Raw genomic sequence first — 12429 nt, 5'->3', positions numbered from 1 at the left:
AACTCCCAGCTACGTTACGCCTTTCGCATGACCCGCAACCGCGGCGGGCTATGGGTCCCCGTCGAGCTCGGTCAGGGCAAGTTCGCCCGCGTCCTGTGCGGCCAGCAGCAGATCGGCAGCCAGCCGGCCCGCAGCGTGGCGATCAAGATCTTGCACAGCCACGCGACCCTCGCCCACGAGCGCCTGTTCGCCACCGAGATCGCCCACCTGCGCAAGCTGAGCGACGCCGACAACGTCAACGTCCTGCACATCCTCGACGTGCTGCAGCTGCGGCCGCTGGTGCTGTGCGGCTGCGGCAAGGTCTATCACCCGCGCTGCCCCACGTGCGGGCAGGAGCCGCTGACCCGCGTCGACCTCGACGCCCACCCCGGCCTGCAGTGCACCGCCTGCAAGTACGTGCTGCCGGCCAACCGCGTCATGGACCGCGTGCAGGAGCTCTCCTCGGCGACCGCGCGCACGTGCTGCCAGGACAAGGCGGTCGAGGGCAAGGGCACGATCATCAACTTCGTCCATCGCGACGTGATCGTGATGGAGCACCTGACCCTCGGCCTCAAGGACTTCGCGCGGCGCCGCCGCGAGGAGGTGATGGACCAGTGGAAGAAGAAGGGCAGCGAGACGACCGCCCTGGTCCTCGCCTCCAAGCACGGCTGGCTCGAGCGGCTCGGCGCCCTGCTGCCGAAGAAGTGGCTGCAGCAGCGCACCGCGGAGCTGTTCGAGAAGGCGCTCCTGCTCGAGAAGGTGCTGGCCGTGGTCCAGCTCGTCGAGGGCGTGGCGTGGCTGCACGGCGAGAAGCGGATCATCCACAAGGACCTCGCCGCCGACAACATCATGGTCCGCTTCTCGGGCGTCCGTAACAGCAAGTCGAACTGGCGCGGCGAGCACCGCCCGGAGATGAACGTCAGCGACATCCTCAACGACCTCACCGGGTACCCGACGTTCCGCACCCTGCTGATCGACTTCGGCCTCGCCGACGAGGCGACGCCCACCCGCTCGTGGTACGACGACGACGAGGCCACCGGCCAGAACAAGAGCCCGTTCCTGTCGCCCGAGGCGAAGAACCGCCGCCAGGACGTCGGCCTCGACGTACCGCTCACTTTCTCACCGGAGGAGAAGACGTTCGTCATCCCGCCGGAGATGCGCGGCCTGTCCCTGCCGCTGATGCCCGGCGACATCATCAGCCACTCGCTCGACGAGGAGCACGTCCACGACCTCAAGATCGAGGCGATCCTCGACGGCGGCAAGGTCGCCAAATACAGCGGCGTCGCCCCCGACGTCCAGGACTACCGCCGCTGCATCGTCGAACGACCGCTGCTCGAGCCGCACGACATCTTCGCCCTCGGCGCGCTCTTCTACTTCCTGCTGTCCGAAGACATCACCCGCATGGAGCCCCTCCACGCGCTCGTGTACACGGCGCAGGAGAAGCGACGCCCCATCGACGTCGGCGCCCTCCGCGGCCTCGACCTCTACCCGGGCGTGCGCAAGGCGATCCGCTCCGCCTTCTGGCAGGACGAGCTGATCGTCATCATCCTGCGCGCGATGACCCGCGGCCTGCCCGGCAGCTACGCCAAGACCCGCATCGATCGCGGCTGCGAGGCGGCCCAGCGGTTCCTCCTCGAGATCAAGCGCCTGCACCACAAGATCCAGCGCGACATCGTCTCGACGTTCTGGCGATAACGACGAATGGCCGACTTGTTCCCACCACCCCTCGGCACCTCGATCGCCGGCCGCTTCGAGCTGCTGGCCCCCCTCCGCGGCGACGGAGCGGTGTTGACATACCTCGCCCACGACCCGCAGGCCGGCCAGCGGCGCGCCCTGACGCTGTTCGACCCCGCGTGTACGACGGCGAGCGCGTGGGCCGAATACCACCGCCTGGTGACGACCGCCACCGAGGCCGAGATCCCCGGCCTGACGCTCCCGCCGCAGGTCCCCGCGACCCCGCCCGACCCGCCGCACGTCGTCGACGATCCACCCGTGAATCGCAGCCTCGATCGACTGCGCGCGCAGGAAGGACGGATCCCCTGGCAGCGAGCCCTGACCATCGGCGAGCGGATCGCCGCCGTCCTGCACGACGCAGTCGAAAAGACCGGCGTCGCCCACCGGGCGCTCACCCCATCGCGCTGCACCGTGGGTATCGCCGACGAGGTCGAGGTGCTCGACTACGGCGTCGCCGAGATCGAGCTCGTCGGTGAACAGCTCGAAGAGGCCGAGTACCGCGCCCCGGAGCAGCGCAACGAAAAGGGCGATCCACGCAGTGATGCCTTCGCCCTCGCGGCCATTTTATATGAGCTGATCTCAGGCACCTGCCCCTCGGCCTCGCCGCCGATGCTCAGCTCGCTCGCGCCCGTGCCCCCCGCCGTCGATCGCCTGCTCGACCAGGCGCTCGCAGTCGACCCCGCGCAACGCCCCTCCAATTTGGCCGCGATGCGTGCCGCCCTGCGCGAAGCTCTGGGCCTCCCTGCAAGCAAACCAGAGACGCCAGCGAATCCACCGACAGTAACGCCGCCCGCGAGCAAGCAAAAGACTCCAGCGAATCCGCCGCCGAAAGCATCACCCACACTCAAGCCAGAGACGCCAGCGAGCGCGCCTCCGACCGCATCGCCCACGCGCAAGCAAGAGACGCCAGCGACCGCGCCGCCCACTCTCGAACCAGAGACGCCAGCGAGCCCGCTCCCGACCGCATCGCCCACGCGCAAGCCAGAGACCGCATCGCCCACGCGCAAGCCAGAGACGCAAGCGAGCCCGCTCCCGACCGCGGCCGCGCACAGATCAGGCGTCGATTCGCCCTCCCCCCAGCGACCCGAGCAACGGCCGGTCACGACCCCCAACCCGCCCGTATCCCCGCTGCGCCCACTCGCCGGCCGCCCCGCGCCGCTCAAGCCGGTGCAGAGCGCGCGGGCGATACTCTCTCGAGCCGCCCAAGACGCGTCGATCGAGCGAACCGAACGCCTCCCACCGTCCCAGCAGGACACTACTCTGCTCCTCGCCAACACCGAGGACCCTCCCACCGAGCGAGTGTCCCTCTTCGGAGCCCGACCGAATCGACCGGCCGACCCCCTCGACGAGCGCACGGAGGTCTTTCAAAAAAGATTCCCGAGCCACCGATCTCCGCCCGAAGTACGCACCGAGAAGCTCCCCGGAAAAACCCCACCGCCAGACCGAACCGAGATCCTGAACCCCTCGCCCTCGCTCCCCGATCGAACCGAGATCCTGAGCCCGCAGCCAGCACGAGAATCGCCGCCCCCTTCAGACAGGACCGAGCTGCAGGCCAACCCCCGTCTCAGCGCCGTGCCGCGCCCCCTGCCGAGGTCGCCAGGGGAGGATGATGACGAGAGAACTATCGTCATGGGCCGCATCCATGGCTCGCCCGCCCAGACCTCGCCAAAATCCGCGTCGTCGTCACTCGATCCAACGATCGGAGCCATGCGCGTCCACGACCTCAGCCGACCTCGCCGCGCTCAAGAGGCACAGGCCCCCGAACCGTCCTCTCCCCCTTCAACGCCGACCCCCGAAAATCCCCTGCGAACGACCCTGCTGAAGGTCAACCTCGTCCTTGTCCTCTTGCTTCTGGTCGGCGTTATCGTCTGGGCGCTGTTATAGCCCACGAGTAGGCCACGGAGGTCGTCTCCCACTGCGCCTCGCACCTCACGTACGAGCAGCAAAAACGAATCGTACGCCTGTCCGGGCGCCCCCTGGTGCTCGGCCTCGGTTCCGACCTCGACGCTGTCCGCTCCCGCCGAGCCCGCACCAGGGCATTGGCCTCTGGCTACTTCAGGAAGCGCAACGGACCCTGTGTCTCTCCGGTGAAAATCCTGGTGTCCTCATCGGCAGCAGGTTCGAGTCCGGCGAAATAGCTGGCCACGTCGTTCCGTCGCGCCAGGTCTCGCGCAAAGTCGTGCAGGGCTGACGCTATGGTGGACGGCTCGTCAACGTCATCGAGGTCGAGATTGACCTCAACATCGTAGCAGTCGTCGCCGGTCTTCAGCAGGCGGAGCCCGACGTTCGGAACTAGCCGGCAACCCATCGTAGCATCGGACAATCGAACCGATACACACGAAGCGCCGGAACCTACGAGCTCCCTGGCACTCGCGCCCGAGGAAACGCTCTTTCCGTCCACGTCGATGCCGCGCACGTCGCTAGACGTCGCAATAACGTCATGCAGGAGTGTAGCCGCCGTATTCGGGGCCACAGACTCGAAAACTACCTCGACGATTTGGCCCATCAGTCCACAAATCCCTTGAATGTGTAGTCAAGATTCAGCCGGATGCCTCGACCGTCGGGCAGTCTCTTCTCTATCCACTGCAGTCCCGTCTTCGGGTCGGTCACCTTGTTGGCCGAGCCCGGACCGCCGGCGATGTCGCGGAAGTGTTGAAGCGCCTGCTGATGCCACGTGCTTGGGTTGCCGGTGACCTTGCCCCAGATCTGCGGGTTACGACCCGCATGCTTTGACAGCGCGTGGCCCAGCCGAGTTGTGCCCTTGTACGCCCCCGAGGCAGAATGTAGTGCCGTCGCCGTATCATTGACGCCAAGCCCTAAACCCTCTGCGAGCTTCTTAATTGGACAATCCTCGGTCTCGTGGTCCTTCGACTGGCAGTGCGTGCACACCAGCCCGCGCGGGTCGAACTGGACCAGCGGGTTGCAGGTGTATGCATAGAGGTTGAGCCCTCCGCCCGTCCCAGCCGGGTCCTCCTCGAGATACCTCCCCAGCTCCGGGCTGTAGTAGCGGAAGCGGTTGTAGCAGAGCCCCGTCTCCGCGTCGTAGAACTGCCCGGCCAGCCGGTGCGAGACCTCGAGCGAGCCCTGGACCTGCGCCAGCCCGTACGGCGCCAGCTCCGCCGACCACACCCGCTGTCCGCTGCCGTCCAGCGCAGCGACGGGCGCCCCGCGCTGGTCGGTGACGAGGTAGTGGAGCTTGCCGCTGCCTGGCTCGGCATCGACCGAATCATAGTCGATCATCAGCCAGGGCGTCAGCGAGAAGTCGTCGACGTAGACATACACCCGGACGCGGCCGCTGCTGTGGATCTCGGCCGCGAGGCGGTCGGTGTCCCAGAAGTACTCGGTCGAGCTCGCTCCGAAGGTCTTGCGGATCCGCCGGCCCAGCGGGTCGTACTCGGCGGTCCAGGCCGCGTCCAGGCCCTCGATCGCTCGCAGCCGGTCGAGCGCGTCGCGCTGGAAGCGTAGAGTCCGGCCCTCGCGCTCCCACACTGAAAGGTTGTTCCGGTGGTCGTAGCTGAGGCTGCTGCCGTTCGCCATCAGCAGCTGGTTGCCCGGACCGATCGCCGCCGCCGGCAGGTGCGGCGCCTCCACCAGGTTCGCGGCCGCGTCGTACGTGTACTTCTCGCCCTGGCCGTCGGGCCTCGTCACGCCCGCGAGCTGGTGGGCCGCGTCGTACTGGTAGCGCGTCTCGCCGCGCTCCGAGTCCTTGACCGCGAGCAGGTCGCCCTCCGCCGAATACGCGAAGGTCCGTCGCCACGGCGCCTCGCTGCCGTCGACCGGGAACAGGTGCTTCTCGCGCACGTGCCCGCGCGAGTCGACCTGCGTCAGCTCGCGCGCGCCGCAGGCGAGGTGCCGCGTGACCACCCCGTCCGACTCGAGCACCAGTCGATGCACGTCGCCGAGCGGGTCGGTGATCTCGAGCGTCCCGGCGTCGAGCCGACGGTAGCGCGTCGTGAAGCGGCCGAGCACCGTGGTCGCCAGCAGCCGGTCGGCGAGGAAGGCGTGCTCCACCCCGCGGCCGTCGCGGAGGTCCTTGCGCCGCCGCCCCGCCCCCGTGTACGCGAACTCCAGCGCCTGCCCGGCCCACTCGATGCGCGCGAACTGCCCGGCCGGCGTGTACGAATAGCGGTGCTCCTCCCCGTCGGCCAGCCGGCGCACGGACTTCAGCCCGTCCGGCCCGTATTGATAGGACACCAGCAGCTCGCCGCGCGCGTCGTGCTTGGCGATCAGGTTGCCGGCCCGGTCGTACTTGTACGATTCGACCAGCTGCTCGTAGTGCCGGACCTCGGTCAGCGCGTCGCGCAGATCGTAGCGGTAGGTGTGACGATTGCCGGCCGGGTCGGTCACCGCGGCGATCTGATCGGTCAGCGTGTATTCGTAGCGGATCGTCCGCCCCAGCGGATCGCGGGCGAGGTTGCGCATGTTGCCGCCGGCGAACTCGAACTCGTAGCGGCCGCCGTCGTGGTCCGAGTACCAGCGCACCCAGCCGTTCGGCGTGTACGCCCATCGCCGCGGCGACGGTGCAGCCCCGCGCTCCTCGACCAGCAGACCCAGCTCGTCGCGCCGCACCTGCGCCCGCGGGTCGCGCTCCGGGAACAGGTGCGAGTAGATCGACGCCCCGCCCGTGAACAGCGGCTCGATCCCCGGCGACGCCAGCGGCGCGTTCTCCAGCACCTCTGCGGCCAGCTCGCCGAGCTCGAGCTCCGCCGGCGTCCGCGGCACCCGGTGCGGCAGCGGCCCCGAGGGCACCTCGGCGGGCCGCACTCCGCCGTTGGCGGTGCGCCAGGCGACGATCTCACCGGCGGCGTCGTACACCGGGCTGCGCGTGTCACCGCCGGCGTCTGTCTCTTGGCTCAGACGCCCCGCATCATCGTACTCGAACCGGCGGATCCCCCCGTACGGATCGATGATCTCGGTGATCGACAGCGACGCGTCGTAGCGATAAAGCCACGCGCCGCCGTCGGCGCGCGTCACCTCGGTCGCCTGCGCCTCGGGCATGTAGCGCAGGCGCACCTCGCCGTTGCGGTCGTGCCCGCGCGACAGCACGCAGCGGCCCGCGGCGTCGTAGGAGTACTCGAAGCGGTAGCCGTTGCGGTCGACGCGGGTCGCCATCCGGTGCGCCGCGTCGTAGGTGAACCGCTGCGCGTGTCCGTAGCGGTCGGTCGCCGCCAGCAGGTCGCCCGTGTCGCCGTACTGGTAGCGCATCAGCGCCAGCGGCGGCCCCTGCGTGCGCGTCGGGTGGCGGGTCAGCCAGATCGTCTGCACCCGCTCGCCGGCGCGCTCGATCGTCACCACGTGCGCGCCGGCGGCGTCGGCCAGCCGGACCAGCCGCCCGCGCTCGTCGTACTCGAGCGCGATCGACCATGTCTCTCGGGACACCTTGCGCGGGCGCGCGACCGCGGCCACGTCCGCGACCGCGAACTCGTACTCGGTCTCGTCCGGCGCCCGCACGGTGAAGCCGCCGACCATCGGCCTCAGCACGAAGCGCGCGCACTCGCTGGCCTCTCCCGGGGGCGCGAACGGGAACAGCACCGTCTCGCCGTCCGGCTGCGTGTACAACCACCCGTCGACGACCGCCCGCAGCGTGCGATCGTACTCGTGGGTGTGACCGCGGCCGAGCGGGCCGTCGGCCAGGTTGGCGGTGTTGTAGTAGCGCCGCCAGACGATCGCCCCCGCCTCCGGCTGCGGCCCGAGCGGCAGCGTGAACTCGGCCGCCGCGTCCGCGAGCGCGCCGGTGACGACGTCGACCGGATCGCCGACCCATCGCAGCCCCCGGCCGCCGCCGCATCGTGGAGTTTGCGCGTCCATCGTCATTTGCAAGTCGCCGGTCCTTGCTGGTCCGCATCGTTCTTCCCGCGCCGGCTCGGCGGCAGGTCGGCCCGCGACAGCTGCCGCTGGGCCATCGCCACGCCGCTCGGCACCGGGAACCCGCCGATCAGCACGTTCGGCGCGCCCAGCAGGAGCGCACCCATCGGCGGCCCGATGCACGGGTTCTTGCCCAGCAGCATCCCCGCAGCCATCGACGCGGCGTCCATCGCCAGCTGCGCCGCACCCATCACGGCCGACAGGGCGTACGCCTCGGCGACGGCCGGGTCCTCGGCGTTCGCCGAGTCGATGCCGTCGGCGACCACGCCGACCGCCTGCGCCCCCATCCCGACGAACGGCATCACCTGCATCACCTTGTTCGCGGCCGACGCGACCGTCGTCAGCGCGCCGGGCTTCAGCCCCTTCGTCGGCGCGGGCCAGCAATGCATCGTCACGTCGAACATACGCGCCGCCCTGGCCCCGCCGATGAACACCTTCGACGAGCCGGTGAAGATCTCGAAGCCCGGCAGCGGCGCGCCGAGGCACGTCGGGTTGAGGCCGATGTCGCCGACGCGCGCGGCCGGCAATCCGTTGATCAGCACCGACACGCAGCAGCCGAGCGCCACGGCGCCGATCACCGGCAGCGGCGTCGGCAGCGGGAGGTGGGCGTGCGGCAGCCCGACCGCGAGCGACCCGATCGTCGCCGCCGGGAACTCCGGCCACGCCTGCGCGAGGCCGGCAGTGAGCACAGCGAACTTCTCGTTGAACGCGTCGACCGGCGCGTTGATGGTCGCCATCACCGTGCCGATGCCCTCTTGCAGCACCCGCGCCGGGTTCTTCGGCGGCTCGGGCGGCGCCTTCGGCGTCGCCATGAGGGACAGCTGGCTCACTGCGACCCCTCCAGGAACACCGCGATCTCGCGTCCGAGCCCGGCGGGCACGCGGCGCTGGCTCGTCGTCAGGCGCGGCCGCAGCTCGGCGAGCAGCGCCGCGTGGGCGTGATCCCGGGCCACCTGCGCCGCCGCGAGGTAGCTCCTCGCCGCCTCCTCGTGAGCCCCGCGCAGCTCCTCCAGCCGCCCGCGCCACTGCAGCGCCTGCGCATGGCTGGCCGCGTCGGGGACGGCCATGGCGAGCTTCTGCGCCCCGTCGTAGAACGTCTCGGCGTCGGCGCGGCGGTCGAGCTCGAAGTACAGCCGCGCGAGGTTCTGCGTGATGGCGAGCATCAGCAGCGCCGCCCCGGTCCGGCTCGCCGGCACGAGCGCGCGCTCGTACCACGACACCGCCTCGCGGCTGTCCTTTCGGGCAGATGAAACGTCGCCGAGCCCGCTCAGCGCCAGCGCCGAGAGCACCGGGTTCGCGGCCGCCTCGGCCCAGGAGTACAGCTCGCGGAAGCCGACGATCGCCTCGTCGTGGCGCCCGCTCGCCGCGTCGATCGCCGCCGCCTGCAGCAGCGCCTGCGCCCGCCGCTCCGGCGGCGCCTCGGGATCGTTCGCCTCCTCCGAGACACCCGTCGCCAGGGCAGTGAGCGACAGGTCGACCGCGAGCGCGCGAGAGAAGCGCGGCAGCTCGCCGAGCGCGGCGCCCGGCGGCGCGTGGACGAAGATCCGCATCCGGTGGAACCACGGCGGCCAGCCCGGCTCGGCCGCCACCAGCGCGCGCGCGAACTCCAGCGCCGGCGCCTCGGCCTCGACCGTCAGCGGGACGAGGATCGCTACCAGTCGTGGAGGACATGTCCTTTTGGGCAGGACGATGTCGCGCGTGAACTCGAGCGTCGACCGCACCCGCGCGACCGCCGGCCGCGCCGGATCGACGCACGCTTGGGGCAGCTCGAGGGCGGCGTCGCCGGCACGGTCGCGGGCGACCAGCAGGCAGCCCTCGGCCACCGTCGCCGCGTAGGCGTCGGCCGACACGAACGGGTGCGGGAACGGCAGAAACACGTCGGCCGAGCCCGCCGCGAGCTCGTGCAGCGTCGCGTGGACCCACGGCAGGTAGTCGCGCTCCGCCTGCAGCACGCAGAGCCCGTGCTCGTGGCCGGCGATGAAGCCGGCGAGGTCCTGGCCGAGTCGCTGGAGCGTGCGCATCGGACCTCAGTTGATCTTGATCAGCGCGCCGGAGATCGTGTGCATCCCGATCGCCGAGCTGGTGATCTTCGGCCCCGAAACGGTCACGCCGTCGGCCTTGATCGTGATCGAGCTCGACCCGACCTGCAGCGTGATCTCCTCGGCGCCGGTCAGCACGATCTTCTTGCCCTGGACCTCGACGGTGTTGCTGCCGACGGCGACCGTGTTGACCGCGGCGATGTGGACCGCGTCGCTCGACGCCAGCGTCGCCTTCTCCTTGCTCCCCATCGTCAGCGTCGAGGTCGCCGAGACCAGCGACACCTCCTTCTTGCCGGACAGGCCCAGCTTGCCCGTCAGGGACGCGAGCGCCGCGTCCTTGAGCGCCGACATCGTCAACGTCTTCGTCTTCGCCGCGATCGCCACCGCCTGCTGAGCCGTCGCGGTCAGGTCGGCCGTCTCGGCGGTGAGGGCGATCCCCGTCTTCGCCGTCAAGCCGATGTTCTCGGTCTGCGACGTCGCAGTGATGGCCCGCTTGACCGTCATCGTGTGCGTCCCGGACTCGACGGTGAGCGAGCTGTCGCCCGAGTTCACGGTCACGCTGCGGTCCTGCTTGATCGTCGTCGTGCTCTTGCCGGTGCTCACCGTCAGCGACTCGTCGCCGTCCGTCACGGTCACGCTGCGGTCGCCGGTGATCGTGAACGTCTGGTTGCCGCCGACCGTGAACGTCTGGTCGACCGTCACCGCGCGGCTGTTGTTGTTGAGCACCACCTCGTTCAGGTCGCGCTGCGCGTGGAAGAAGACCTCCTCGGAGCCCTTGCGATCCTCGAAGCGGAGCTCGTTGAAGCCGCCGCCGCCGGGCGAGCTCTCGGACTTGACGGTGCTCTTGGTCTTCTCGTCGGGCAGCGGATAGGGCGTCGCGTTCTCGCCGTGGTACACGCGGCCGGTGACGATCGGCCGGTCGGGGTCGCCCTCGATGAAGTCGACCAGCACCTCGTGGCCGATCCGCGGGATGAACATCGCGCCCCAGCCGGCGCCGGCCCAGCTCTGGGACACCCGCACCCAGCACGACGACCGCTCGTCGTGCTGCCCTTGCCGGTCCCAGTGGAACTGGACCAGCACGCGGCCCTGCTCGTCGACGTGGATCTCCTCGCCCGCCGGGCCGACCACCGTCGCCGACTGGACGCCGCGCACGACCGGCCGCGGCGTCGCGCGTGGCGGCCGCAACGGCACCTGCTTGTCGACGCACACGAATTGATTGCCGTAGTGGAACGAGCCCTCGGCGGCGTCCTCGTCGAGCGCTTGCGTCTGCGTGCCCTGGTGAATCACCTGCGTCAGCACGCGCGCGCCGTTGAGGTCGGCGCGGTGGTGGCCCTCGACCGTGAACAGGTGGCCCGGCACCAGGCGCATGCAGTCGCTCGCGCCCGACACCTGGCGGCGCATCAGCTGCAGCTCCTCGAGCCGGATCTTCGCCATCGCTTGCCCCTGATGGGGCCCGCCGGCGCTCGGCTCCTGAAACTCACCCGGATAGTCGTAGACCTCGAGGTCGACGTCGCGCTTGGCGCTCGCGTCGGCCTCGGTCTTCTGCGTCGGCTTGTGGAAGTTGAAGTCGCGCAGCGACACCTTGCCGGGCCGCACGCGCTCGACCAGCCGCAGCGAGCTGACGTGTTCGCGGTCGCGCAGCTCGCCGCTCTCGTGGTTCCACACCGTCGACTCGCCGGCGATCGCCGGATGGGCCTGCGAGTGGTCGGTCAGCACCATCGTCGCTCGCGACTCGCGGTGCTCGAAGAAGTAGTGGATCCCGTCCTCCTCGAGCAGCCGACACACGAACGCCAGGTCGCTCTCGCGGTACTGCACGCAATAGTTACGCGGGGCGTAGGCGGCCGCGAGCTCGAAGCGGAAGTCGTCCCTGCCGAGGCCGGCGTCCTTGAACACCGCGGCGACGACCTCGGCGGTGGTCTTGTTCTGGAAGATCCGGGAGCCCTGACGGTGCAGCAGCCGCCACACCCGCGGGACGAGGATCAGCTCGTACAGCTGATAGCGCCGCGAATCCCCGGTATACTCGATGCTGGCGATCTCGCCGTGCACGAGGCGCGGCGGCCCGAGGCCGTCGAGCTGCAGCGTCGCCGCCTTCCCGATCATCTGGGCGAGATCGAGCTCGCCCGCCGCGAATTCGACCCTGAACTCGTACAGCTCGCTGACCCCCTCGCGTCCGCTGAAACGGACCACCCTGGGCAGCTCGGCGATACCGTCGACGACGAGCGAGAACGGGGCTCGATCGCCGAGCAGCGCCGAAACGACGTTGGAGACGCTATTCACGGAACATACCCCTACCGCGCATCATGCTTCGGCTTTCGACCGGATGGGAGGTTACAAGAAGGTACACGCGGACCGATCGCAATTGCAACGTGTCCGCGCGATGTGAACGAATGTCATGGGAGAAGCTGAATGAGCGAAGCGAAGCCCGGCCGCGCGCATGGCCGAGCGACGGCTCCGCAACATCCGCACGCTCGACGGCGAACACCGGCCCCGCGGCCTCTCGAATGGGCGCACTCCCACGAGCGACCCCGCTCCCCGCGCGCGGACCTGAGCGCCTCCACCGCCCTACAACGACCGAATTTCGAGTCGCCCGATTCCCGCCGGCACCGGCCTCGGAGCCGGCGAGCCCCGCGCTCGTTCCCCGTGTCGAGGTCGGCCAATTCCTCGCCGGCCCGCGCGACGGCATACACGAGCTCGCCGCGATTGACGGCGCCGCCCGAGCCGACGAGCGCCTCGCCGCCCTCTCCCCTTCGCCGGTCGCGCGGAATGGCTGACTCCGCTTTGCAGGACGACGCAAATGCATGCACCATCCGTTC

General features: G+C 69.8%; 7 protein-coding genes. 2 read left to right on the top strand and 5 right to left on the bottom strand.

Going from position 1 to position 12429, the window contains the following annotated elements; genetic code table 11:
* The first annotated feature begins 27 nt into the window (after nucleotides 1-27).
* Entirely contained in the window at nucleotides 28-1674 is a 1647-nt protein-coding gene (locus O0S08_RS09760) for a protein kinase family protein (protein WP_269038779.1), read from the top strand.
* Between the two features lie 6 nt (nucleotides 1675-1680).
* Entirely contained in the window at nucleotides 1681-3597 is a 1917-nt protein-coding gene (locus tag O0S08_RS09755; RefSeq protein ID WP_269038778.1) for a serine/threonine protein kinase, read from the top strand.
* 166 nt (nucleotides 3598-3763) lie between these two features.
* Here the strand turns inward: O0S08_RS09755 and O0S08_RS09750 are convergent, their stop codons facing one another.
* From O0S08_RS09750 to O0S08_RS09730, 5 genes are read right to left on the bottom strand one after another with little or no spacing between them, the layout of a single operon-like run.
* On the bottom strand, nucleotides 3764-4219 hold the full coding sequence (locus O0S08_RS09750) for a Cdi1I family immunity protein (RefSeq protein WP_269038777.1): 456 nt from the start codon (nucleotides 4217-4219) through the stop codon (nucleotides 3764-3766).
* Nucleotides 4219-7521, bottom strand: a complete 3303-nt coding sequence (locus O0S08_RS09745; RefSeq protein WP_269038776.1) for a tRNase toxin domain-containing protein — start codon at nucleotides 7519-7521, stop codon at nucleotides 4219-4221. Before O0S08_RS09745 ends, O0S08_RS09750 begins: the two co-directional genes overlap by 1 nt.
* Nucleotides 7522-7523: 2 nt before the next feature.
* Complete coding sequence (locus O0S08_RS09740; RefSeq protein WP_269038775.1) at nucleotides 7524-8408, bottom strand: PAAR domain-containing protein; 885 nt, start codon at nucleotides 8406-8408, stop codon at nucleotides 7524-7526.
* Nucleotides 8405-9598, bottom strand: coding sequence for a tetratricopeptide repeat protein (locus O0S08_RS09735; protein WP_269038774.1), 1194 nt, complete (start codon nucleotides 9596-9598; stop codon nucleotides 8405-8407). Before O0S08_RS09735 ends, O0S08_RS09740 begins: the two co-directional genes overlap by 4 nt.
* A 6-nt stretch (nucleotides 9599-9604) precedes the next feature.
* Nucleotides 9605-11893, bottom strand: a complete 2289-nt coding sequence (locus tag O0S08_RS09730; RefSeq protein WP_269038773.1) for a type VI secretion system Vgr family protein — start codon at nucleotides 11891-11893, stop codon at nucleotides 9605-9607.
* Between the last annotated feature and the right edge of the window lie 536 nt (nucleotides 11894-12429).

The organism is Nannocystis punicea (genome assembly GCF_026965555.1).
GTDB classification, from domain to species: Bacteria; Myxococcota_A; Polyangia; order Nannocystales; family Nannocystaceae; genus Nannocystis; species Nannocystis punicea.
The sequence above is the reverse complement of the archived record's forward strand: the minus strand, read 5'-3'. Positions and strand labels throughout refer to the sequence as shown.

What these genes read in the sequence shown, in the direction of transcription:
- O0S08_RS09760 (WP_269038779.1), top strand. Translation starts at nt 28, where the DNA reads ATGACCCGCAACCGCGGCGGGCTATGGGTCCCCGTCGAGCTCGGTCAG.
- O0S08_RS09755 (WP_269038778.1), top strand. Translation starts at nt 1,681, where the DNA reads ATGGCCGACTTGTTCCCACCACCCCTCGGCACCTCGATCGCCGGCCGC.
- O0S08_RS09750 (WP_269038777.1), bottom strand. Translation starts at nt 4,219, where the DNA reads ATGGGCCAAATCGTCGAGGTAGTTTTCGAGTCTGTGGCCCCGAATACG.
- O0S08_RS09745 (WP_269038776.1), bottom strand. Translation starts at nt 7,521, where the DNA reads ATGGACGCGCAAACTCCACGATGCGGCGGCGGCCGGGGGCTGCGATGG.
- O0S08_RS09735 (WP_269038774.1), bottom strand. Translation starts at nt 9,598, where the DNA reads ATGCGCACGCTCCAGCGACTCGGCCAGGACCTCGCCGGCTTCATCGCC.